This window comes from Pseudotabrizicola sediminis (assembly GCF_004745575.1).
Taxonomy (GTDB): domain Bacteria; phylum Pseudomonadota; class Alphaproteobacteria; order Rhodobacterales; family Rhodobacteraceae; genus Pseudotabrizicola; species Pseudotabrizicola sediminis.
The window spans coordinates 77,470-100,542 of record NZ_RPEM01000006.1 but is presented as its reverse complement, the minus strand read 5'-3'; the positions used below and the strand labels follow the sequence as shown (position 1 = coordinate 100,542).

The following is a 23,073-nucleotide window of genomic DNA, read 5'->3' as shown; positions in this document are numbered from 1 at the left end:
GCGCAGCAGCGGGCTGCGGGCAAAGAAAAACCCCGCCGGTTTTCCGGCGGGGCTTTGCAGACCAGAGCTTGTGGAGGTGTCAGCTTTTCATGCTGTCCCAGAAGCCCTTGACCTTGGAAAAGAACGACGACCCTTCGGGGTTGTTTTCTTCCGACAGTTTTTCAAACTCGCGCAGCAGTTCTTTCTGCCGCGCGGTCAGGTTGACCGGCGTTTCCACCGCCAGTTCGATCAGCATGTCGCCGATGCCGCCACCACGCAGGGCGGGCATGCCCTTGGCGCGCAGGCGAAGCTGTTTGCCCGATTGCGCACCGGCGGGCACCTTCACCCGGCTGCGGCCACCGTCGATGGTGGGCACCTCGACCTCGCCGCCAATCGCGGCGGTGGTCATGCTGACCGGCACGCGGCAGAACAGATGCGCGCCGTCGCGTTGGAACAGGGCGTGTTCGCGGACCTCGATGAAGATATAAAGATCCCCCGACGGCCCGCCGCGCAGGCCCGCCTCGCCTTCGCCAGCCAGACGGATGCGGGTTCCGGTTTCCACCCCGGCCGGGATGTTGACGGAAAGCGCACGTTCTTTTTCCACCCTACCTTGCCCGCCGCAAGCGCGGCAGGGGTTCTTGATGATCTGGCCCATGCCGTTGCAGGTGGGGCAGGTACGCTCAACCGTGAAGAAGCCCTGTTGCGCGCGGACCTTGCCCATGCCCGAGCAGGTGGGGCAGGTGGTGGGCTCGGCCCCGCCTTCGGCCCCGGTGCCGCGACAGACCTCACAGGCAGTCGAGGTGGGGACGTTGATGGTTTTCTGGATGCCCTTGAACGCCTCTTCCAGCGAGATGCGCAGGTTGTAGCGCAAGTCAGAGCCGCGTTGCGCGCGTGAGCGACCACCGCCAGCACCGCCGCGCCCGCCCATGAAATCGCCGAACAGGTCTTCGAACACGTCAGAGAAGGCCGAGCCAAAGTCGCCACTGCCACCGGCACCGGGGTGCCCGCCACGCCCGCCGCCCATGCCACCTTCAAAGGCTGCGTGGCCGTAGCGGTCGTAGGCTGCTTTCTTGTCGGCGTCTTTCAACACCTCATAAGCCTCGTTCACCTCTTTGAACTGGGCCTCGGCGTTGGGATTGTCTGAATTGCGATCCGGGTGCAGCTCTTTGGCTTTCGAGCGGTAGGCCTTTTTCAGGTCTTCCGCCGAAGAGCCCTTGGGCACGCCAAGAACGTCGTAAAAATCGCGTTTTGCCATGGGTTGGAACCCCTTTCCCGAACCGGAGAGGGGCGGTCTGTTGCCAGACCGCCCCCTGTTCCGATTCCTGCGGTCTTATTTCCGCTTGTTTTCGCCCAGATCTTCGAAGTCGGCATCGACGATGTCTTCGTCGACATCGCGTGGACGGTCCGGATCGGCCCCTTCGCCTTCGGACTGCGAGGCCTTGTAGATCGCCTCGCCCAGCTTCATCGCGGCCTCGGTCAGGTTCTGGATGCCCGAGCGGATCTTGCCAGGGTCATTGCCCTTCAGCGCTTCTTCAAGCGGCTGCATGGCAAGCTCGATGGCCTCGACCGTGGTGGGGTCAACCTTGTCTGCATGCTCTTTGAGCGACTTCTGGGTCGAGTGCAGCAGGCTTTCGCCCTGATTGCGGGTTTCCACCAGTTCGCGGCGTTCCTTGTCGGCCTCGGCATTGGCTTCGGCGTCGCGGACCATCTTTTCGATGTCTTCATCCGACAGACCGCCCGAGGCCTGAATGGTGATGGCCTGTTCCTTGTTGGTGCCCTTGTCCTTGGCTTTCACCGACACGATGCCGTTGGCGTCGATGTCGAAGGTCACCTCGATCTGCGGCATGCCGCGCGGGGCGGGCGGGATGTTTTCAAGGTTGAACTGGCCCAGCATCTTGTTGTCGGCGGCCATCTCGCGTTCGCCCTGGAATACCCGGATCGTCACGGCGTTCTGGTTGTCTTCGGCGGTCGAGAAGATCTGGCTTTTCTTGGTCGGGATCGTGGTGTTGCGGTCGATCAGACGGGTGAACACACCGCCAAGGGTTTCGATACCCAAGGACAGCGGGGTCACGTCGAGAAGGACCACATCCTTGACGTCGCCTTGCAGAACGCCGGCCTGAATGGCGGCACCGGCGGCAACGACTTCATCAGGGTTGACGCCCTTGTTCGGCTCTTTGCCGAAGAACTTGGTCACTTCTTCGATCACGCGGGGCATGCGGGTCATGCCGCCGACCAGAACCACTTCGTCAATGTCGCCGACCGACAGCCCGGCATCTTTCAGCGCGGCCTGGCATGGCTTCATCGAGCGTTTGACCAGATCATCGACCAGCGATTCCAGTTTCGCACGGGTCAGCTTGACCACAAGGTGCAGCGGCTGGCCGGTGTTTTTGTCCATCGAGATGAACGGCTGGTTGATTTCGGTCTGCGACGACGAGGACAGTTCGATCTTGGCTTTTTCAGCGGCTTCCTTCAGGCGCTGGAGGGCCATTTTGTCCAGCGTCAGGTCAACGCCGTGTTCCTTTTTGAACTCATCGGCCAGATAGGACACGATGCGCATGTCAAAGTCTTCACCGCCAAGGAACGTATCGCCGTTGGTGGATTTCACTTCGAACAGGCCGTCGTCAATTTCCAGAATGGTGATGTCGAACGTGCCGCCACCAAGGTCATAGACCGCGATGGTTTTGGTTTCCTTGCGGTCCAACCCGTAGGCCAGTGCGGCTGCGGTCGGTTCGTTGATGATGCGCAGCACTTCCAGACCGGCGATCTTGCCCGCGTCCTTGGTGGCCTGACGCTGGGCGTCGTTGAAGTAGGCCGGAACGGTGATGACGGCCTGGGTCACGGTTTCGCCAAGATACGACTCGGCGGTTTCCTTCATCTTTTGCAGGATGATGGCCGAGACCTGGCTGGGCGAGTATTTTTCGCCGCGCACTTCGACCCATGCGTCGCCATTGCCGCCGTTGACGACCTTGTAGGGCATGTTTTTCTGGTCTTTGAGGATCGCCGGATCATCATAGCGGCGACCGATCAGGCGTTTGACCGCGAAAATCGTGTTGCTGGCGTTGGTGACGGCCTGCCGTTTGGCAGCCTGTCCGACCAGACGCTCGGTTTCGGTGAAGGCAACGATCGACGGCGTGGTGCGCGCGCCTTCGGAGTTTTCGATGATGCGGGGTTGCGACCCATCCATGATGGCGACGCAGGAGTTGGTAGTTCCAAGGTCGATACCGATGATCTTGGCCATGTTTTGATCCCTTTCTTCAGGCGATGGTCGTGGCGCGGGCCCGATGCGGCACCCTTGCCCATGGAGCGTGCGGTGAAACCGGTTGGTCCCGGGTTACCGTTGCGTGCTGTATATAGGTGGCGGGCATTTTGGCTGCAACGGGGTCAGGGTGCGCAGTGTTGCGAATTTTTCACATGCGTTGCCTTTGGCGCCACTTGCCGCGCGTTGCCTGCAATGGCTGCGGGCAGGGAACAGGTTGACCGTTCAGGCGTTGTCAAACGACAGTTTCAAAAAAAGGACGTGCTGATGCTTTATGTGGACATTCCGACCAAGGCGCAGATCGACAGGTTGATTGCGGCGAGGGGGGATGCGTTGGTGTCTTTCTTCATTCAGACCACACCGGAAACGCAACACATCGGGCAGGCACGCATCACCTTGGGCAACCTGCTGAAGGATGCCGAGGCACAGCTGGAGGCTGTGGGCACGGCCAAGCGGACGATGTGGCCGATTTCGGAACAGATCAATGACCTGCTGGATGACGATGATTTCTGGAACAAGCAGGCCAACTCTCTGGCGATTTTCGTCAGCCCCGACCGGCTGCGCACCTTCCGGCTGCCAAACCATCTGACCGAGATGGTGCAGGTGGGCGACCGCTATTTCACCAAGCCTTTGCTGCGGTCGGTGTCGTCGCAAAACCATGCTTTTGTGCTGGCGCTGGCTGAGAATGAGGTGCGCCTGATCGAGGTGTTTGCCGATCTGCCCGCGGTCGAAGTGAACGTGCCGGACATGCCACGCGATGCGGCGTCGGCCAGTGGCACGTCGAACGTGAATTCGCGCAGCTATTCCAAGCGGGTCGGCGGGGCGGAGGGGCAGAACGTGCTGTTGCGCGCCTATTGCCGCAAGGTCGATGACGCGCTGCGCCCGTTCCTGAATGGCCGCGACGAGCCGCTGATCCTGGCGGCGACCGATCCGCTGCTGTCGATGTTCCGCTCCGTGACAACGCATGACAATGTGGCCGACGAAGAAATCAAAACCAGCCCGGTGCGGATCACCCCAACGGAACTGGCCGAACTGGCGCGCCCTGTGCTGCACGACGTTCAGGCACGCAAGATTGCGGCGCTGCACGAGCGGTTCGAGGCTTTGGCAGGCGAGGGCAGGTCGTTGACCGATGTGGCCGATGTGGCGAAGGCCGCAACGTTAGGGTCGGTCGATACGCTGCTGGTTGATATGGACGAGGTGGTTCCGGGCACGGTGGATAAAACCACGGGGGCCGTGACCTTTGACACGGAATCGACGGCGGCAAATCTGGGCGTGGTCGATGAGATCGCGTCGCGGGTCATTCTGGCGGGCGGCACCGTTGTGGCCGTGCGCAAGGACGAGATCCCCGGCAAGGGATCGCTGGCGGCCATTCTGCGCTACAGCGTCTGATTGCGAACTGGCGGGGCCGGATTTTCCGGCCCTGTCGTGGTTCAGCGATGATCCAGCGTGCAACAGCCCTGCAGAGTGGCATTGCCGTCTGGCGCTTCGGTGAACATGCGGGTTGAAAACCCGAAAGCGCGGTCCGACATGCCATCCGAGCAGCCTTCGCGGGTGATGACGAGCGTGCGGTTCAGCGCTGGCCCCTCTTCCACTTGCAGCAGAAACCCCTGGGGCGCGACAGCCTCATGCGTGACGGTCATGGGCACGGCTCCGGTGTCTGGCGAATTGTACTCGGCCCCGCGCGGAGAGAGGCTGACCGACCAGAATGGTTCGGTCCCGAAGCAGGACAGGGGCCGCTGCACGATATGCGGATCTTCCGGCTCGGTCAGGTCGAGGTAAGACATCGACACCCAGCCATTGCCCTCTGGCGCGCCCACCATGCCCCATTTGCCATCAGGAGACAGGGAAAGCACTTCGACGTTCATGGCGTAGGGCCCGATCTCGCCCGCGATCTCTGCCTTTGCGGATGGCTCTGCCCGGATGTTCAGCACGTCGTTTGCGGCAACGCCGGTGACGGCGTAGCTGGCGGGAAAGGTCTGTGCCATCGCCTGCACGGGCAACAGGCAGAGCAGGACGATCAGAAACCCACGGGTCATCGCTTGGCCCCCCAACTGCTGGATGCATGTTTGCGGGTGTAGAATTCACCCATCAGTCCGATCACGATACAGATGATCATGATGGTCACGGCATAGCGGATCGAGCTGTAATGCGGGTTGTAATTGAGGAAGATGAAGCCGCGCGCCTGATCGATGATGTGGAACAGCGGGTTCCAGGTGAAATAGGCCAGAATATAGGTGGGCGTCGCGTTCGCCACAAACATCTTGCCCGAGGCGATCATGTTGGCGCGTTGATACACCGTTGAAAAGATGCCGAAAAATTCGGGTTGCCAGGGCATTGCCGCCTTGAACACCATACCGATGGCCACCCCCGTGCCCCAGGCCAGCAGCAGCATGGAAAACGCGCCGACCGGATCGTGGATGGTGATGGGTGTAAAGGCGGCATGATAGACGAACAGCACCACACCGGCCGACAGGATCTGGGTGTAAAGCGCGCCAAGCGCCGCCGCAGCAATGGCGATGATCGGGTTCATCGGCGAGTGTTTCATCATCGGCGAGGTCGGTCCATCAGACCCGACAACGGCACCCATGGCCTTGGTATGGGTGATGAACATGAAAATGCCCGACATGACATAGAGCAGGAAGTCGCCGCGCACCGCATTGCCACGCAGACCCAGCAGGTCGAACATCACGTAGAACACCACCACCATGATGACGGTTTGCAGGATGTTGAGCAAAAGTCCGATGATCGCATTGCCATGGGTCCGCCGGACGGACCGGACGGTGGCATGAAAAATCAGCTCCAGCATCGCAAATGCGCTGCGCGCCGAAGATTTTCTGACTGCGGGTCGGAACATGTCTGCCCTCATTGGGGTTATCACTGGAACCCCTTGCCATACCGACGGAAATCTTGCTGTCTCCTTGCAAGCGATGATAAAGCCAGCTTGGATTTTAAGCAACTGTTGCGCCGGGTGCCGCGCAGAATCGGAGGCGGACGTGGATTTCGACCATCTGACACGGGTGATGCGTGGCCTGGCGCTGGAGGCGGGCGACCGGATCATGGCGGTCTATGACGGTCCGGAGTTCGAGGTGAAGTCGAAAAGCGATGCCAGCCCGGTGACGGAAGCCGATGAAGCGGCGGATGCCATCATCTCGGCTGGCCTGCGCGCGGCGTTTCCGGATGTGGTGCTGATCACCGAAGAGCAGGCCGATAGCCATGCGCTGACGGCCAGCACCTTTCTGATCGTGGACCCGCTGGACGGCACCAAGGAATTCGTGCAGCGCCGGGGCGATTTCACGGTGAACATCGCCTATGTCGAAGACGGCGTGCCGTTGCGGGGCGTGGTCTATGCGCCGGCCAAGGGGCGGCTGTTCTATACGCTGCCCGATGGCCGCGCAGTGGAGGAAAGCGGGCCGTTTGACAAGGATCATGCGGGGCCGGTGACGGCTCTGTCTGTCGCCACCCCGGACAATGCCGCCCTGATGGTGGTGGCGTCAAAATCGCACCGTGATGCGGCGACCGATGCCTATATCGCGGCCTACCGGGTGAAAGACATGACCAGCGCGGGCAGCAGCCTGAAGTTCTGCCTTGTCGCGACCGGCGAGGCGGATCTGTATCCGCGTCTGGGCCGGACGATGGAATGGGACACGGCCGCCGGTGACGCGGTGCTGCGCGGGGCGGGCGGGCATGTTGTGCGCCTTGATGATCATTCGGTGCTGGCCTACGGCAAACCGGGCTGGGAAAACCCGTTTTTCATCGCCCATGCACCCGGAGTCCGACTGCACAAACAAGGGGCGTCAAATTGATGTTACGCTGCAGGGATAAGCGTCGGGATGCCGGTCTTGTCGGCATACCATAGTTTTGCCATTCTTTGGTCCTGCGATTGATGTATATAAGTAGAAAGTGATCTGTCAGGTGTGGCGGGCAAAAAAAGAGCGAGTGTTATGAAGCATAAAAAAGTTACCAAAGCGGTGTTTCCGGTCGCCGGTCTTGGAACGCGTTTTCTACCGGCCACCAAGTCTATTCCCAAGGAAATCATGACGCTGGTGGATCGCCCTCTGATCCAGTACGCGATTGACGAGGCGCGCGCCGCCGGGATCAAGGAATTCATCTTTGTGACCAGCCGCGGGAAATCGGCGCTGGAAGATTATTTTGACGTCGCGCCAGAGCTGGAATCGGCCCTGCGCAAAGCCGGCAAGGATCATTTGCTGGAAATTCTCAAAGACACCAACATGGACAGCGGTGCCATTGCCTATATCCGCCAGAACCGCCCGCAGGGGCTGGGGCATGCGGTGTGGTGCGCGCGCCGTCTGATCGGGGATGAGCCCTTTGCCGTGCTGCTGCCCGATGACGTGATTGCCGCTGAAAAATCCTGTCTGGCCCAGATGATCGAGGCCTATGCCGAAACCGGCGGTAACATGGTGGCCGCGATGGAAGTGGCGCCGGACAGAACCTCGTCTTATGGCGTGCTGGATATTGCCGAAGACATGGGCTCGATCGTCGAGGCCAAGGGCATGGTTGAAAAGCCGGCCGCAGGCACCGCGCCATCGAACCTTGCGGTGATCGGGCGCTATATCCTGTCGCCGCAGGTGATGACCAACCTGAACAAGATCAAGCAGGGCGTGGGCGGGGAAATCCAGCTGACCGATGCGATTGCCGAAGAAATCGGCAAGAGCAAGGTTTACGGCTATCGCTTCCGCGGTCAGCGCTATGATTGCGGGTCTAAGGCAGGGTTCCTGCAGGCGACGGTTGCCTTTGGTCTGGCACGGCCCGATCTGCGCGATGAATTCGGGGCCTATCTGAACGATATGGTCGCGTTGCAGAAAGCTGCGCAGTAAGGCACCTGGTTTGACCGGGCCTGTCCAGTCCCTGTTGGCTTTGATGTCATCGGCCTGGCGGGCCTACGCCTTGCGGACACGGCGGCGGCGCAACCTGTGGCGCGCCTTTCGCAGCCGCCATGCGCTGCGGGCGGTCAAGGACCGCAGTGGCGCAATCGGGCGGGACGATATTTTGTGCTTCATGTCCGTGCGCAACGAGGCGCTGCGCCTGCCGCATTTTCTTGACCATCACCGCAAGCTGGGGGTGGACCACTTTCTGATCGTCGACAATGACAGCACCGACGGCACGCGCGACCTGCTGGCAGCGCAGCCCGATGTGTCGCTGTGGACGACGAAGGACAGCTACAAGCGGGCGCGGTTCGGGCTGGATTGGGTGACGTGGCTGCAGATGCGCCACGGGCACGGACACTGGTGTCTGACGCTGGACGCCGATGAGTTGCTGATCTACCCCTATTGGCAGACGCGCAATCTGCCGGCCTTGACCGGATGGCTGGCAGATCAGGGGTTGCCCGCGATGGCAGCGATGATGCTGGACCTGTATCCCGAGGGGCCGCTGTCGCAGGCGCAGATCGCCGCCGGGGATGATCCGCTGACGGTGCTGCGCTGGTTTGATCCGGGCAATTACGGGTTGCGGGTGCAGGATCGCACCGGAAACCTGACCATCAAGGGCGGCCCAAGGGCACGGATGTTCTTTCAGAACGATCCCCGCCGTGCACCCACGATGAACAAGATTCCGTTGGTGTACTGGAACCGGCGCTATGCTTACGTGAATTCCACCCATGACCTGCTGCCGCCCCGGATGAACGCGGTGTTTGCGAATGGGGGGGGCGAACGGATTTCCGGCCTGCTGTTGCACACCAAGTTCCTGCCCGAAATCATCCCCAAATCGGCCGAGGAAAAAGACCGGAAAGAGCATTTCACCAACAGCACGCTGTATGACCGGTATTATGATGCCGTAATGGCAGATCCGGTCCTGCACACGGCAGCATCAGAGCAGCTGACCAGCTGGCGGCGGCTGGAGGCGCTGGGCCTGATGTCGCGCGGCGGGTGGGTCTGACGGGCGCATATCTGCGATAATCCGGCCAATACGGCAAAATTGTTCGCGCTTTGGTATCAATTTTGCTGGTGCGATGCACGCAATCGCGCCAGATGAGGAACGAGGGTTTCAGGGGGGCGGGTTTCAGTCTTGGGGATGCTGTCTTCTTACCGGCTACGGTGGCATCGCAGGCGCCTGCTCTTTCGGGCATGGGCCAGCAGCCGCGATCTGACGCTGGTGGCGGACCGGTCGGCCGGGCAGGCCGAGACTGCGATCTTTGCCTTTACCACCTTGCGCAATGAAAAGATCAGGCTGCCCTATTTCCTGCGCTATTACCGCGATCTGGGGGTGAGCCATTTTTTCATGGTCGACAACGGATCGACCGACGGTTCGCTGGAGTTTCTGCGCGACCAGCCGGATGTGTCCTTGTGGCGGACTGAGGCGGGATACAAGAACAGCCGTTTCGGGATGGACTGGATCAGCCATCTGCTCCGCCGCTATGGCCATGGCCACTGGTGCCTGACTGTCGACCCGGATGAGTTCTTTGTCTATCCGTTTTGCGAAACCAGGCCCATCCGCGCGCTGACCGACTGGCTGGACACGACGCAGATCCGCACATTTTCGGCGCTGTTGCTGGACATGTACCCCAAGGGGCCGATCACCGAACAGACCTATCGTGAAGGGCAGGACCCGTTCGAGATTGCGCAATGGTTCGACTCTGGCAATTATCAGATCAGCCGCAACCCGGCCTATGGCAACCTGTGGATTCAGGGCGGGCCGCGCAGCCGGATTTTCTTTGATGACACGCCCAAAGGCGCCCCCGCGCTGAACAAGATCCCTTTGGTGAAATGGCACCGGTCCTATGCCTATATCAGTTCCACCCATATGATGCTGCCGCGCGGGCTGAACCTTGCCTTTGATGAATGGGGTGGGGAAAAGGCGTCTGGCGTGTTGCTGCACGCCAAATTTCTGGACACCTTTGCCGCCAAGGCCGAGGAAGAGTTGATGCGCAGCCAGCATTATGCGGCCAGTGCGGAATACAAGGCCTACCTGAAGGGCCTGTCCAGCCACCCCGAGATGTGGTGCAAGTGGAGTGAGAAATATATCAACTGGCGTCAGCTGGAGATTCTGGGTCTGATGTCCAAGGGGAACTGGGCATGACGGTCGGCTTTGTGATGCTGTGCCATACGGCGCTGGACCGTGCCGCGCAGGTCGCGCGGCATTGGGCCGAGCGCGAGTGTCCGGTTGTCATTCATGTGGACCGGCGGGTGGCGGCCAAGCCCTACGCCCAGCTGGTCGCCGATCTGGCCGATCTGTCCAATGTGCGGTTTTCGGGTCGTCACGCCTGCGAATGGGGCACCTGGGGCATTGTGGCCGCCAGTCAGGAAGCGGCGACGGTCATGCTGCGCGACTTTGCGCAGGTGCGGCATGTGTTTCTGGCCTCTGGTTCGTGCCTGCCCCTGCGCCCGGTGGAAGAGTTGCGCGCCTATCTGGCGGGGCGGCCCAAGACCGATTTCATCGAAAGCGTCACCACCGAAGATGTGGGCTGGACTGTTGGTGGCCTTGATTTTGAACGGTTTACCCTGCGGTTTCCGTTCAGCTGGCGCAAACAGAAGTGGTGGTTTGATACCTACGTCAAACTGCAGCGCAAGGTGGGGTTCCGCCGCAAGATCCCGGCGGAACTGGTGCCGCATCTGGGCAGCCAGTGGTGGTGCCTGACGCGGCAGACCCTGTCTGCCATCTTGGAACATCCCGACCGGGCGGCGATTGACCGCTATTTCCAAAAGGTCTGGATTCCCGATGAAAGCTATTTCCAGACGCTGGTGCGGCAGGTGTCGAGCACGGTGGAAAGCCGGTCGCTGACCCTGTCGAAGTTCGATTTTCAGGGCAAACCGCATATCTTTTATGACGATCACCTGCAGTTGCTGCGCCGGTCAGACTGCTTTGTCGCCCGCAAGATCTGGCCTGATGCGGTGAAGCTTTATGGCACGTTCCTGTCGGATGACCGCACTGGTCAGGCCGCCGCCGAGCCGAACCCCGGCAAGATCGACCGGCTGTTTGCCAAGGCGGTGGAGCGGCGGGTGAAGGGGCGACCGGGATTGTATATGCAAAGCCGGTTTCCGAATGAAAACTACGAAAACGGGCGCACGGCGGGCCCGTATTCGGTGTTCTGCGGCTTTGCCGAGGTGTTCGAGAATTTTGAAATCTGGCTGTCAAAGGCCAGCGGAACCCGGGTGCACGGCCATCTGTTTGCGCCGGACCGCGTGCATTTCGCCGGGGGGGAGACGGTTTACAACGGTGCGCTGTGCGACAGCGCGAAGGTGCGCGACTACAATCCGAAAAGTTTCCTGACCAGCCTGATCTGGAACACGCGGGGGGAACGGCAGTGCTTTCAGTTCGGGCCGGGGGATACGCAGGATCTGAACTGGTTCGTGGCGCTGGACGGCAATGCGCAGATCTCGGTCATCTCAGGCGCATGGGCGGTACCGCTGTTCCATTCCAACCAGAATTTCGGGGATATACGGCGCGAGGCGGCGCGGTTGCAGAAGGTGGAGCAGGAGTTTCTGAACATCCTGCGCGGACCCTATACCAAGGCGCGGGTGCGGGTCTGGTCGCTGGCCGATTTCATTGAAAACCCGATGGAGCCTTTGCAGACCATCATTGACGAGATCGGCCCACGGCAGGGGCGGCGGCTGACCGAGGCCCCGCGCATGGCCGATCTGACCGGCTTTGGCCAGTTCCTGCAGAACCTGCGCAATCAGGGGATGCAGCCGGTGCTGATGGGCGATTTTCCGGTGGGCGATGACCCGGCGGCCCGGTCGACGCGCCGCGGGCGCCCTTATCTGGTGAAGTGAGTGGGCTGGTGAAGGAAATGGGCAGGCGGTTCGACAGCTTTGTCATGTTTGCGGAAATGCGGACCGGGTCGAATTTTCTTGAGGCCAACCTGAACGCGATGCCGGGGGTGGTGTGCCATGGCGAGGTGTTCAACCCCTATTTCATCGGCAAGCTGAACCAGACCAGCCTGTTCGGATTTTCCATGGCCGACCGCGAGGCGAACCCGATGGCGCTGATCCGCACCATGCGGGCGCAGACGGGTGGGGTGGCGGGGTTCCGGTATTTTCACGACCATGACCCGCGCGTGTTGCAGCCAGTGCTGGAGGATAAGCTGTGCGCCAAGATCATCCTGACCCGCAACCCGTTGGAAAGCTATGTCAGCTGGAAGATCGCGCAGGCGACCGGGCAATGGAAGCTGACCGGGGCGAAGGCCCCGAAAACCGCGCAGGTGCGGTTCGACGCGGCCGAGTTCGAGGCGCATGTGACCGCGTTGCAGGCGTTTCAGGTGCAGCTGATGCACGCGTTGCAGGTCAGCGGGCAGACGGCGTTCTACATTGATTATGAAGATATCAACGATCTGGATGTGCTGAACGGGCTGGCCAGCTTTCTGGGGGTTGAGGGCCTGGCGGGGCTGGATGCCAGTCTGAAAAAGCAAAACCCCGAAGAGATTGCCCAGAAGGTTGTGAACCCGGAGGAGATGGAACGCAGCTTGGCGCGGATGGACCGGTTCAATCTGGGGCGCACCCCGAATTTCGAGCCGCGCCGTGCACCGATGGTGCCGCAGTTTGTAGCCGCCCGGCGTGTGGGGCTTTTGTATATGCCGGTGCCGGGGGGGCCGGTGGCGCAGGTGACGGGGTGGTTGCAGGGCTTTGGCGGGGTTGAGGGCGGGTTTACGCAAAAGACCCTGCGGCAGTGGAAGAAGGCGCGGCCCGGACACCGGTCCTTCACCGTGCTGCGCCATCCGGTGGCGCGGGCGCATGAGGCGTTTTGTGCGCAGATCCTGTCCGGCGATTTTGCCCAGATCCGCGAGCAGATGGGCAAGATCCACAAGCTGGACCTGCCCGCACCGGGGGCGGATTATGCCGATGCGGCGGCGCACCGGGCCGGGTTCATCGGGTTTCTGGCTTGGGTCAGGCTGAACCTGTCGGGCCAGACATCCGCCCGCGTCGATGTGCATTGGGCCAGCCAGTCAGCCATTCTTCAGGGCTTTGCGGGGTTTCAGGGGCCGGATATGGTGCTGCGCGAAGATGGGTTGACGGCAGGGCTGAGCTTTCTTTTGGCGGAGGTGGGGGAGGCTGCCCCGCCGCTGCCCCCCGCGCCCGCGCATGATTTCATGCCGCTGCGCGACATCTACAGTGCCGAGGTGGAGGCTGCCGCGCGCGAGGCTTATGCGCGGGACTATCTGGCCTTTGGCTTTGCCGACTGGGGTCAGCCGCCAAGATAGCGCTGCAGCGTCTTCGCCGTGCCGTCTGCCCAAAGCGCGTTCAGCGCCTCGGCGAAGGCGGAGGCAAAGCGCGGGTCTGCGCCGGTATCGCCGTAGGTGGCCTTTTGCGCGATCCAGACCGGCGGATCAGTTCTGGCCGTCAGGGACAGCTGCTGCAGGTGGGGCCAGTCCGGATCGTTCGGTGGGGTCACAGCGCCAGAGTCGGTGGTGCCTGCGCAATAACGGCACCACAGGGCCGAGACCAGCGCCAGACCGTCAATTTTGCCACCCGCTGTCAGAGCATCGCGCAGGGAGGGGATGATGAACTTCGGCTGCCGGTTCGATCCGTCAAAACACAGGCGGCGTTCGGTATCGGCCACCTGCGCGTTGCTGAAGCGGGCGCGGATTGTGTCGTAATAGGCATAGAGGTCGATGTCGGGCACCGGGGCGACGTAAGGAATAATCTCCTCACGTTCCACCTTGTCCAGAAAGCCGCTGATCAGCGGGTTGGCCATCGCCTCATGCACATAGTCCACATCCATCAGCGCGCCCGGATAGGCGATGGTGGCGTGGCCGCCGTTCAGGATGCGGATCTTCATCGCTTCATGGGCGTGGACGTTATCGGTGAAGGTCACACCCACCCGTTCCAGCGGCGGGCGGCCTTGCGGGAAGCGGTCTTCCAGCACCCACTGGCGGAAGGGCTCGCAGGTGACCGGGACGGGGTCATCCGCTAGCCCGAACTCGGCCGCCATTGCGCGCTCACGCGGGCCGGTGGCGGGGGTGATGCGGTCGACCATGCCGTTGGGGAAGGCGACATTGGCCTGTACCCAGTCGGCAAAGCCTGCGTCTGACAGGCGGGCGAGGCCCACAATGGCCGATTGCGTGACGTGGCCGTTGCCGGGCAGGTTGTCGCAGCTGAGCACGGTGAAGGGGGCGGTGCCTGCCGCATTGCGCGCGCGGAGTGCCGCAAGAATTGCGCCAAAGGCGGTTTTCGGGGTGGCGGGGTGTGCAGCGTCGTGCCGGATTTCTGCGGCTTCGGGGTCGAACTGCCCAGTGGCGGCGTTGATGAAATAACCGCCCTCGGTGACCGTCAGGCTGACGATGCGGATGGCGGGATCGGTCATCGCTTTGATCAGGGCTGCATTGTCGGGCTGTACTTCGATGAACCCGGTCATGGCCCCGACGCGGCGGGCGGTGCGGCCCTTGGGGTCCAGCTCGATGATCGTGGATAGACAGTCCTGCGCCATCAGCGCCGCGCGCATCTGCGCATCGGGGGGGCGCACACCGGCCCCCAGAATGGCCCAGTCCTGCGCCAGACCCATGGCCATCAAGTCATCAAGGTACACCGCCATATGGGCGCGGTGAAAATTGCCCAGACCAATGTGAACGATGCCGGGGGTCAGTGCGGCGCGGTCATAGCCGGGCATCTGGACTTGGGGGGGAAGTGTCATGTCAGGCCATCCCGTTTTCCGCCATCGGCACCAAAGCACCGGGCAACGATGCATTTCGCCTCGGGCGTGGCAAGGAAAATCGCCGTGCCGGTCAGATCGGTGGCGGTGCCCATGCGCCCCTTTGGCACGGCGCCTGCCACTTCGCGCGTTTTCTGGCCCGGGGGTTTGCCCTCATGCTTCGCAAAGAAGGCATCCACCCCGTCCCAATGGTCGCCATCGACAACGCCGGGCGCAAGGGCGTTGACGTTGATACCATGCGCGATCAGGTTCTGATGTGTTCGGGCCGGATGCCGATGGTGTTGGCACCGGGCTTTGCAGCTTCTGCCCTGTCGACCGCGGTCACTTTCGGGCTGCCGATGACTCATGCGGCAACAGGTTGGCGGGGCTGCGGTACAAGTACATCGGGCTGCGCGGTCATCGTCTTCACAGCCTGGGGGCAGGTCCAGACCGGGCCCGGCCCGGATCTGCGCCATCACCACCGGATAGCCGCGCCCCAGAAAGTGGCGCGCGACATAAGGCAGGTCGATGATGACCCCGCGCGCCGCCAGCGCTATGGCCAGCACGCCGTCGCCGTCGAAAATGACACAGGCGCGGCCCCTGCAGCCGTCAGGCCGCTTGCGGGGTGCGGGATTCGGTCAGGATGGCGTGCAGCTTGGCCGGGTCGCTGTTGGCGCGCAGTTTGGCCACCACGTTCTGGTCGCGCATGGTGCGGCTGACCAGCGCCAGTGCCTTGAGGTGGTCGACCCCGGAATCCTTGGGCGCGAACAGGCCGAAGATCAGGTCGACCGGCTGGCGATCCACGCTGTCGTAATCCAGCGGTTTTTCCAGCCGGATGAACACGCCCACGATACGGTCAAGATCCTGCAGCCGCGCATGGGGCAGGGCGATGCCATGGCCCACACCGGTGGGGCCAAGGCTTTCGCGTTCCTGCAATCCGTCCACCGCAACGCCCGCCGTGAGCCTGTAGCTTGAGGCGACCATCTCTCCCAATTCCTGGAAAAGACGCTTTTTGCTGGTGATCTGCCCGACGACGCGAACGGCGCCGGGCGTAATTAGCTTTGCTAGATCCATGGACGGTCGTGTTCCCGAACAGCCGTTGCGCTGCCCTTACTTGCTGTTGCGCGGGTCGATCCAGCCTATATTGCCGTCGTCGCGGCGATAGACCACATTCACCCCACCGTGCCCTTCGTTGCGGAAGACAAGCATCCGGTTGCCATTGAGTTCCAGCTGCATCACGGCTTCGCCGACGGTGATCGAAGGGATCTTCGTCTCCATCTCGGCGATCACGATGGGCTGAAGGCTGTCAGGCTCCACATCCTCGGCGTCCTCGGTTGGGGCGAGGATATACGAGGATGCCCCGCCGAATTCAACAGGTGTCGTACGGGCAGAATGGTGGTTGCGAATCCGGCGTTTGTAGCGCCGCAGCTGCTTGTCCATCTTTTCGCGGCAGGATTCGAAGGCTGCGTAGATTTCCGTCGCATGGCCCTTGGCCTGTGCGGTCAGCCCGGTGGACAGATGGATCACGGTTTCGCACACATATTCGTGCGCCACGCGGGAAAAGACGATGACAGCCTCGGTGGGTCGCTGGGCGTATTTCTCGACCACCTCGCCAAGTTCGGACTTTACATGGGTCTGAAGGGCTTCGCCGACGTCGATCTGTTTTCCACTGATCTGATAACGCATTATGTCTCCTCCGCGGGGCTTCTTGCTCTGGCTCCGGGCAGGGTGCGCGGCACCAAAGGTCTTCTCTCTTTGACATGGGGACGCGCGGCGCATCTGCAAGGTGGCGGGGCCGGAAGGCGGCCGCGGGGCAGGTCTGGCACAGGGCGGGTTGTTGCACGCATCCCGTGTATTTGGCGACAGGCAGACCGGACTTGTCAACCGAATCGTCATCAGACTGTCATCTGATGACAGTCAGGAAATGCGGAAATTTTGCCCCAGATAGACCCGGCGCACGGTTTCATCGCGCACCACCTCATCCGTGGTGCCGCTCATCAGCACATGGCCGTCGTGCAGGATATAGGCGCGGTCCACAATTTCCAGCGTTTCCCGGACGTTATGGTCGGTGATCAGCACGCCGATGCCGCGCGATTTCAGATCATGCACAAGGCTGCGGATTTCGCCCACCGCAATCGGGTCGACCCCGGCAAAGGGTTCGTCGAGCAGCAGATATTTCGGGTTGGCCGCCAGACAGCGCGCGATTTCCACGCGCCGGCGTTCGCCCCCCGACAGCGCCAAGGCAGGCGCACGGCGCAGGTGGGTGATGGAAAATTCCGACAGCAGCTCTTCCAGCCGTTCGCGTTGCTTGTGCCGGTCCAGATCGGTGATTTCCAGCACGGCAAGGATGTTGTCTTCGACCGACAGCCCCCGGAAAATGCTGACCTCTTGCGGCAGATAACCGATGCCGAGCCGGGCGCGGCGATACATCGGCAGGGCGGTCACATCCTTGCCGTCGATAATGACCTGCCCGCCTTCTGGGGTGACCAGCCCGGCAATGGCATAAAAGCAGGTGGTCTTGCCCGAGCCGTTCGGTCCCAGCAGGGCCACAACCTCGCCCCGGTTCAGATGCATCGATACATCCCGGATCACGGGGCGCTTCTTGTAGCTTTTGCGCAGGGAGCGGATCACCAGACCTGCGCTGCCGGTGGTCACGGACAGGGATGGGGTGGGGGTCAAGGGGCACCACCCGGGGTGAAAATCGTCCTCACCTGTCCAGTCATGGTGCCGGTCCCGTCCGTCAGGTTGACGGTCAGCCTTTCGCCGGAAATTGCGGCACCGCCCTGGGTCAGCAAGACATTGCCCGTCATCACCACATTGCCGCTTGCGATGGTATAGACCGCCTCGGTCGCTTCGGCGGCGTCGGTCGGGCTGACCAGCGTGACCCCGTCACTGGCGATCAGCTTGTCGATGCCCTGGTTGCCTTCGGCGTATTCCACCCGGATCGTTCCGGCGGTCAGGCGCATTTCGCCCTGTTTTGCCGTGACATTGCCGGTGAACACCGCCGCCCCGCTGGCCTGATCCACCGACAGCGAGTCTGACGTGACCTCAACCGGCAAGGTGGTGTCCTGTTGCAGGCCGCCAAAGCGGATGTCGGCCTGTTGCGCGGTGGCCGGGCCGGAAAGGATGGCCAAAAGACCAAGGGCGCGCAAGAAATGGATCATGGGATGCCTGCAATAATGGATCATCTGGTCAATTTACCGGCTGGTATATCAGCTTTACCGTCCCGTTGAAAACCAGAAGATAGGCACCATTGCGTGTGCCATCCTGGGTCAGGCGCATTGTGTCGGCGGTGACCACCCCCGCCGGACCGGTGGCGGTGACTGGGTCGGGCAGCGCTATGTCTGTGGTGTCCATATCAGCGGTCAGTCGGTCGCCCACGATTGTCCATCCGGTCGAGGATATCACCGTCACCCCGTCCGACAACAGGATCTGTCGCGCCGCAGGGTCCACCCGGCCTGCGCCGGCCACCAGCTGGGTTGAGCCGCCATCGGGTGTTTCGAGCAGCCCGTTCAGCGCGCTTGCACTGGCCCCTGCGCCATCAGCCGCCGCCGGCCGGGCTTCATCCGCGCTGATGGTCAGGGCGGCACCGTCGCTGGTCAGCCCGGCATATGTCGGTGCGGTCATCCGGGGTTCGCGCAGGCGCTCTTCCACATCGACATCGGCATAGGGAAGGGCATCGTCAGGGTTGATGGTCCGCGCCACCAGAAACAAGGTCGACAGGATCACAAGCGCCAAGAGCGGCAGGATCACCTTGAGCCAGCCGATCAACCGCGTGTGAAAATCTGCTTGCATCATCTGGCGCAGCCCGTGTTTGCCAAAGGGTACAGGGCGCGAAGGATAAGACCAACCTGCCCCGTCCTGCCCTCGGCGGCCCGCCGCCTAGTGATGGAAGATGTCATTGGGCTCGTCCCAGCCCATCAGATCCAGTTCCGCCCGGGTTGGCAGAAAGGCAAACAGCCGGTTCGCCAGGTCGGTGCGGCCTTCGCGGGCCAGCCGCTTTTCAAGCTCGGCCTTGAGGGCGTGCAGGTAGAGGACATCTGACGCCGCATAATCCTTTTGCGCATCGGTCAGGGTTTCGGCACCCCAGTCGCTGGTCTGCTGTTGCTTTGACACGTCCACACCAACCAGTTCCAGCAGCAGATATTTCAGCCCATGGCGGTCGGTAAAGGTTCGGATCAGCCTTGAGGCGATCTTGGTGCACCAGACCGGCTGGGTCGTGACGCCGAAAGCCTTTTTGAGCGCGGCCACGTCGAATCGCCCGAAGTGGAACAGCTTCAGGGTGTCAGGGTCGGTCAGCAGGCGTTCGAGGTTTGGCGCACTGGTCTGGCCAAGGGCGATCTGCACCAGATGCGCATCGCCGGCGCCGTCAGACAGCTGCACCACGCACAAACGGTCGCGGCGGGGGTCAAGACCCATGGTTTCCGTATCAATTGCCACCACGGGGCCAAGGGAAAGGCCATCGGGCAGGTCATTCTGGTGCAGGTGAATCGTCACGGAGGGACCCTTTTTCAAGAAGATGTGCCGCTCTAGCAGGCTATGGGTCAAATGAAAACGGCGGGTCAAATGAAAACGGCCGTCCCGAAGGACGGCCGTTTTGAATTTGGTGCCCAGAAGAGGACTCGAACCTCCACGCCTTGCAGCGCTGGTACCTGAAACCAGTGCGTCTACCAATTCCGCCATCTGGGCGATGGTGTAGGCGGCTTCTATGCGGCCAATGCGGGGGTGTCAACGGGGCGGATGCAAGGATTTTCAAAATTCGCAGAATGGGTGCGGCGGCCTTTCATCTTGCCCGCAGAGGGCGTGAAAGCTATGGAAGTTTCAGATTTCGTCTGGCCGAAAGGGGTCCTGCGCATGGGCAAGCTTGTCACCATCTATGGCGGTTCGGGTTTTGTGGGCCGTTACATTGCAAGGCGCATGGCCAAGGATGGCTGGCGCGTCCGGGTCGCGGTGCGCCGCCCCAATGATGCGCTGTTCGTCCGGCCCTATGGGGTGCCCGGTCAGGTGGAACCTGTGCTGTGCAATATCCGGGATGATGCCAGCGTGCGCGCGGTGATGACCGGCGCAGATGCGGTGATCAACTGTGTGGGAATTTTGAACCGGTCGGGCAAGAATACCTTCGACTCGGTGCAGGCACAGGGGGCTGCGCGGGTGGCCCGGATTGCCACCGAACTTGCTGTGCCGCATCTGGTGCAGATGTCGGCGATCGGGGCCGACCCCGCCAGCGACAGTGAATACGCCCGCAGCAAGGCCGAAGGCGAGGCGGCGGTTCTGGCCGCCTATCCGACGGCCGTCATTCTGCGCCCGTCGGTGATTTTTGGCACCGAGGATCAGTTCTTCAACCGCTTTGCCGGTATGTCCACACTGTCGCCGGTGCTGCCGGTTGTGGGGGCGGACACGCGCTTTCAGCCGGTTTATGTGGATGATGTGGCGCAGGCCGCTGTGCTGGCTGCAAATGGGCAGGCAGCACCCGGCGTGTATGAGCTTGGCGGGCCCGATGTGGCCAGCTTCCGCGAGCTGATGCAGAAGATGCTGGCCGTGGTCCAGCGCCGCCGTCTGATTGTGAATGTGCCGTTTTTTGTGGCGCGCCTGATGGGTGGCGCGTTCGATCTGCTGCAAACGCTGACAGTGGGCCTGTTTGAGAACAAGACGCTGACCCGTGATCAGGTCCGCAACCTTGCGCGCGACAATGTGGTGGCGGATGGTGCCATGGGTTTTGCCCAGCTTGGCATTACCCCCACCTCTATCGACTCGGTCCTGCCTGAATATTTGTGGCGCTACCGCCCCTCGGGCCAGTATGCCGCGATCAAGAATTCGGCGAAGAACCTGAAAAAGGCCTGATTTTGTGGACAATATCTTTCTTGCGGCAGTTCTTGGTCTTCTTGAAGGCCTGACCGAATTCATCCCGGTGTCATCGACCGGGCATCTGTTGCTGGCGGGCCATTTCCTTGGCTTTGACAGCCCCGGAAACACGTTTGAAGTTGTGATCCAGCTGGGGGCCGTTCTGGCGCTGATCTCGCTTTATGCGGCCAAGCTGACCGGGCTTGCCTTGCGGGCGCGGACCGATCCGGCGGCGATGCGGTCCCTGCTGTCCTTGCTGATCGCATTTCTGCCGGCGGTGTTCATTGGGTTGCTGGCGCATGATTTCATCAAGACGGTGCTGTTTGACACGCCGATGCTGATCGCGGTGATGCTGATTGTTGGCGGGGTTATCCTGCTGATGATTGACCGGATTGCCCCGCCGCCGGTGCATTTTGATGCGACTGGGCTGCCTTTGCGCAAGGCGCTTGTGATCGGGATCTGCCAATGTGTCGCAATGATTCCAGGGGTGTCGCGGTCTGGGGCCACGATTGTAGGGGCCTTGATGCTGGGCGTTGAAAAACGGGCGGCGGCAGAGTTTTCGTTTCTGCTCAGCCTGCCGACCATGGGGGCTGCGGTTGCTTATGACCTGTTCAAATCCCGTGATTTGCTGGATTTTTCGGCAATGGCCGATATCGCCGTGGGTTTTGCCGTGGCCTTTGTCTCTGCCGTGCTTGTGGTGCGGGCGGTGCTCGGGTTTGTTGGGCGGCATGGTTATGCGGTGTTCGGCTGGTGGCGAATCATTGTCGGAACCATTGCTGTGATTGCGCTTTCGGCGGGTGCATAGGGACATAGGTACTGTGTGCTGACCTATTTTGCCAAGAAAATATCAACACAGCTGACCAAAGGTCTAAAAAAGCGCAAATAAGGTCAGCACTGCTGACTTTTATTCCCTTTGGGGGTTGGCTATGAAAGCGAACCCGATATCCGCATGGGAGACGCAGCCTTGGCCACGCAGAAAATGCTAAGATTCGTGACCGTCGCCAAAGAGACGCCCGAAAAGCGCCCGGCTACGTTACGCAATCAGGACTTCCATGAGATTTACCGCGAGTTCGCGACCGAGAAGGCCGCCGAACAGGCCGCGCGGTGCAGCCAGTGTGGCGTGCCCTATTGCCAGTCGCATTGCCCGCTGCACAACAATATCCCCGACTGGCTGCGGCTGACGGCCGAAGGCCGGTTGCAGGAAGCCTATGAGCTGAGCCAGGCCACCAATACCTTTCCCGAGATCTGCGGCCGCATCTGCCCGCAGGACCGGCTGTGCGAAGGCAATTGCGTGATCGAACAGTCGGGCCATGGGACGGTGACCATCGGGTCGGTTGAGAAATACATCACCGATATGGCTTGGGAAAACGGCTGGGTGAAGCCGATCAAGCCCGCAGTTGAACGCGGCGAAAGCGTTGCCATCATCGGGGCCGGGCCGGGGGGGCTTGCCGCCGCCGATGTGCTGCGCCGCCAGGGCTATCAGGTGACGGTCTATGACCGCTATGACCGCGCGGGCGGGTTGATGACCTATGGGATTCCGGGGTTCAAGCTGGAAAAACCCGTTGTGATGCAACGGATTGAACAGCTTGAGCTGGGGGGCGTGCAGTTCGTGCTGAACTGTTCGGTGGGCGTCGATATCAGCTTTGACGCGATCCGCGGCCAGCATGATGCGGTGCTGATCGCCACCGGCGTTTACAAATCGCGCGACATCGAGGCGCCCGGCGTGGGCGCGCGCGGTGTGGTGCGGGCGCTGGATTACCTGACCGCCAGCAACCGCAAGAGCTTTGGCGACGATGTGCCAGAGTTCGACTCGGGCGAGCTGAATGCGGAAGGCAAGCGGGTGGTGGTGATCGGTGGTGGCGACACGGCGATGGATTGTGTGCGCACGGCCATTCGTCAGGGCGCGACTTCGGTCAAATGCCTGTACCGCCGCGACCGGGCGAACATGCCGGGCAGCCAGCGCGAAGTGCAGAATGCCGAGGAAGAAGGCGTTGAGTTTGTTTGGCTTTCTGCGCCGAAGGGCTTTACCGCCGGGGATGCGGTCGACGGCGTGATGGTGCAGAAAATGCGCCTTGGGCAGCCGGATTCGACGGGTCGCCAGATGCCGGAACTGATTGAGGGTGCCGACTATGTGGAGGGCGCCGATCTGGTGGTTCAGGCGCTGGGCTTTGAACCCGAAGAGATCCCCACACTGTGGGGCGTGCCCGATCTGGCGGTGACCCGCTGGGGCACGATCAAGGCCGATTTCCGCACCCATGCGACCAGCCTGCCCGGCGTTTATGCGGCGGGCGACATTGTCCGCGGGGCGTCCTTGGTGGTCTGGGCCATTCGTGACGGGCGCGAGGCGGCGGATGCGATCATCGGATATCTGGCGCAGACCGGCGCTGTGGCTGCGGAATAACGGGTATGGCCGGCGTCTG

22 protein-coding genes and 1 tRNA gene are annotated in these 23,073 nt (G+C 61.8%); 10 read left to right on the top strand and 13 right to left on the bottom strand.

Going from position 1 to position 23,073, the window contains the following annotated elements; genetic code table 11:
• Positions 1–79: 79 nt before the first annotated feature.
• Positions 80–1,234 (bottom strand): molecular chaperone DnaJ, encoded by a 1,155-nt coding sequence (gene dnaJ / locus EEB11_RS10185; protein ID WP_135430971.1) that lies wholly within the window; start codon positions 1,232–1,234, stop codon positions 80–82.
• Between the two features lie 75 nt (positions 1,235–1,309).
• Positions 1,310–3,217: a molecular chaperone DnaK gene (dnaK, locus tag EEB11_RS10180; protein ID WP_135430968.1), complete on the bottom strand. Its 1,908-nt coding sequence runs from the start codon at positions 3,215–3,217 to the stop codon at positions 1,310–1,312.
• Positions 3,218–3,502: 285 nt separating this feature from the next.
• On the opposite strand from dnaK, the gene EEB11_RS10175 reads away from it, so the two are divergent.
• Positions 3,503–4,624, top strand: coding sequence for a baeRF11 domain-containing protein (locus tag EEB11_RS10175; RefSeq protein ID WP_135430966.1), 1,122 nt, complete (start codon positions 3,503–3,505; stop codon positions 4,622–4,624).
• A gap of 41 nt (positions 4,625–4,665) precedes the next feature.
• Here the strand turns inward: EEB11_RS10175 and EEB11_RS10170 are convergent, their stop codons facing one another.
• Positions 4,666–5,271: a COG3650 family protein gene (locus tag EEB11_RS10170; protein WP_135430964.1), complete on the bottom strand. Its 606-nt coding sequence runs from the start codon at positions 5,269–5,271 to the stop codon at positions 4,666–4,668.
• Positions 5,268–6,089: an ABC transporter permease gene (locus EEB11_RS10165; RefSeq protein WP_135430962.1), complete on the bottom strand. Its 822-nt coding sequence runs from the start codon at positions 6,087–6,089 to the stop codon at positions 5,268–5,270. The genes EEB11_RS10170 and EEB11_RS10165 overlap by 4 nt, the downstream gene beginning before the upstream one ends.
• Before the next feature lie 139 nt (positions 6,090–6,228).
• Here EEB11_RS10165 and cysQ point away from each other — a divergent pair, with 139 nt between their 5' ends.
• From cysQ to EEB11_RS10135, 6 genes are all read left to right on the top strand, one after another.
• Entirely contained in the window at positions 6,229–7,038 is an 810-nt protein-coding gene (cysQ, locus tag EEB11_RS10160) for a 3'(2'),5'-bisphosphate nucleotidase CysQ (protein ID WP_135430960.1), read from the top strand.
• A 138-nt stretch (positions 7,039–7,176) separates the two neighbouring features.
• A complete protein-coding gene (gene galU, locus EEB11_RS10155; RefSeq protein WP_135430958.1) occupies positions 7,177–8,070 on the top strand; it encodes a UTP--glucose-1-phosphate uridylyltransferase GalU in 894 nt (297 codons plus the stop codon).
• 43 nt (positions 8,071–8,113) lie between these two features.
• A complete protein-coding gene (locus EEB11_RS10150) occupies positions 8,114–9,127 on the top strand; it encodes a glycosyltransferase family 2 protein (protein WP_135431329.1) in 1,014 nt (337 codons plus the stop codon).
• Positions 9,128–9,256: 129 nt separating this feature from the next.
• Positions 9,257–10,267, top strand: coding sequence for a glycosyltransferase family 2 protein (locus EEB11_RS10145; RefSeq protein WP_135430956.1), 1,011 nt, complete (start codon positions 9,257–9,259; stop codon positions 10,265–10,267).
• Entirely contained in the window at positions 10,264–11,961 is a 1,698-nt protein-coding gene (locus EEB11_RS10140; protein ID WP_135430954.1) for a DUF5927 domain-containing protein, read from the top strand. The genes EEB11_RS10145 and EEB11_RS10140 overlap by 4 nt, the downstream gene beginning before the upstream one ends.
• Before the next feature lie 17 nt (positions 11,962–11,978).
• Complete coding sequence (locus EEB11_RS10135) at positions 11,979–13,385, top strand: nodulation protein NodH (protein WP_135431328.1); 1,407 nt, start codon at positions 11,979–11,981, stop codon at positions 13,383–13,385.
• Here EEB11_RS10135 and EEB11_RS10130 read toward each other — a convergent pair.
• The 9 genes from EEB11_RS10130 to EEB11_RS10090 form a co-directional block, all read right to left on the bottom strand.
• Positions 13,370–14,815, bottom strand: coding sequence for a mannitol dehydrogenase family protein (locus tag EEB11_RS10130; RefSeq protein WP_135430952.1), 1,446 nt, complete (start codon positions 14,813–14,815; stop codon positions 13,370–13,372). The two genes, EEB11_RS10135 and EEB11_RS10130, sit on opposite strands and share 16 nt — an antisense overlap.
• Positions 14,812–15,378, bottom strand: coding sequence for an SDR family oxidoreductase (locus tag EEB11_RS10125; RefSeq protein WP_245298855.1), 567 nt, complete (start codon positions 15,376–15,378; stop codon positions 14,812–14,814). Before EEB11_RS10125 ends, EEB11_RS10130 begins: the two co-directional genes overlap by 4 nt.
• A 43-nt stretch (positions 15,379–15,421) precedes the next feature.
• Entirely contained in the window at positions 15,422–15,886 is a 465-nt protein-coding gene (locus EEB11_RS10120; RefSeq protein WP_135430950.1) for a PTS sugar transporter subunit IIA, read from the bottom strand.
• Between the two features lie 36 nt (positions 15,887–15,922).
• The gene (gene hpf / locus EEB11_RS10115; RefSeq protein ID WP_135430948.1) at positions 15,923–16,498 is read right to left on the bottom strand and encodes a ribosome hibernation-promoting factor, HPF/YfiA family; all 576 of its coding nucleotides are present in this window, start codon (positions 16,496–16,498) and stop codon (positions 15,923–15,925) included.
• 231 nt (positions 16,499–16,729) lie between these two features.
• Positions 16,730–17,491, bottom strand: coding sequence for an LPS export ABC transporter ATP-binding protein (gene lptB, locus EEB11_RS10110; protein WP_135430945.1), 762 nt, complete (start codon positions 17,489–17,491; stop codon positions 16,730–16,732).
• Entirely contained in the window at positions 17,488–17,976 is a 489-nt protein-coding gene (locus EEB11_RS10105; RefSeq protein WP_135430943.1) for an LptA/OstA family protein, read from the bottom strand. Before EEB11_RS10105 ends, lptB begins: the two co-directional genes overlap by 4 nt.
• 28 nt (positions 17,977–18,004) lie before the next feature.
• On the bottom strand, positions 18,005–18,610 hold the full coding sequence (gene lptC, locus EEB11_RS10100) for an LPS export ABC transporter periplasmic protein LptC (RefSeq protein WP_135430941.1): 606 nt from the start codon (positions 18,608–18,610) through the stop codon (positions 18,005–18,007).
• An 84-nt stretch (positions 18,611–18,694) separates the two neighbouring features.
• The gene (locus EEB11_RS10095; RefSeq protein WP_135430939.1) at positions 18,695–19,309 is read right to left on the bottom strand and encodes a ribonuclease D; all 615 of its coding nucleotides are present in this window, start codon (positions 19,307–19,309) and stop codon (positions 18,695–18,697) included.
• Between the two features lie 107 nt (positions 19,310–19,416).
• A tRNA-Leu gene (locus tag EEB11_RS10090) sits at positions 19,417–19,501 on the bottom strand.
• A gap of 165 nt (positions 19,502–19,666) precedes the next feature.
• Between EEB11_RS10090 and EEB11_RS10085 the strand changes: the two genes are divergently transcribed.
• The 3 genes from EEB11_RS10085 (at position 19,667) to EEB11_RS10075 (ending at position 23,054) form a co-directional block, all read left to right on the top strand.
• On the top strand, positions 19,667–20,653 hold the full coding sequence (locus EEB11_RS10085; RefSeq protein ID WP_135430937.1) for a complex I NDUFA9 subunit family protein: 987 nt from the start codon (positions 19,667–19,669) through the stop codon (positions 20,651–20,653).
• A gap of 4 nt (positions 20,654–20,657) precedes the next feature.
• Positions 20,658–21,458, top strand: a complete 801-nt coding sequence (locus EEB11_RS10080) for an undecaprenyl-diphosphate phosphatase (RefSeq protein ID WP_135430935.1) — start codon at positions 20,658–20,660, stop codon at positions 21,456–21,458.
• 159 nt (positions 21,459–21,617) lie between these two features.
• A complete protein-coding gene (locus EEB11_RS10075; protein WP_135430933.1) occupies positions 21,618–23,054 on the top strand; it encodes an NAD(P)-dependent oxidoreductase in 1,437 nt (478 codons plus the stop codon).
• Positions 23,055–23,073 lie beyond the last annotated feature (19 nt).